Annotated in this window: 1 protein-coding gene; it reads right to left on the bottom strand. The window is 59.8% G+C overall.

Translation table 11 applies throughout. From position 1 onward, the window contains the following. Positions 1–209: immunoglobulin-like domain-containing protein (locus FGE05_RS29745; protein ID WP_139650452.1), on the bottom strand; the 209-nt coding region annotated here is incomplete at both ends.

The following is a 209-nucleotide window of genomic DNA, read 5'->3' as shown; positions in this document are numbered from 1 at the left end:
GGGTCAAACCAGTGGTGTCCACCGAGTCAGTAATGGTGGTAACCGCAGGCGTGGTGCTCGGCACCAGATTCTCGAAGTTGCCACCAGTCGCACCGGTAATGGTGGTGCTGACGGTGCTGCCGTTGTTGTAGACGTCGTTGGCTAGTGTCTCGACATTGACGCTGCCGGTGGTTTCGCCCGCTGCGATGGTGATGACCGAGCCGTTGCTC

Origin of the sequence: Pseudomonas sp. ICMP22404 (assembly GCF_006227205.1) — a bacterium.
Taxonomy (GTDB): Bacteria; Pseudomonadota; Gammaproteobacteria; order Pseudomonadales; family Pseudomonadaceae; genus Aquipseudomonas.
Note: the sequence above shows the minus strand (reverse complement) of the source record. Positions and strands in the feature narration are given on the sequence as shown.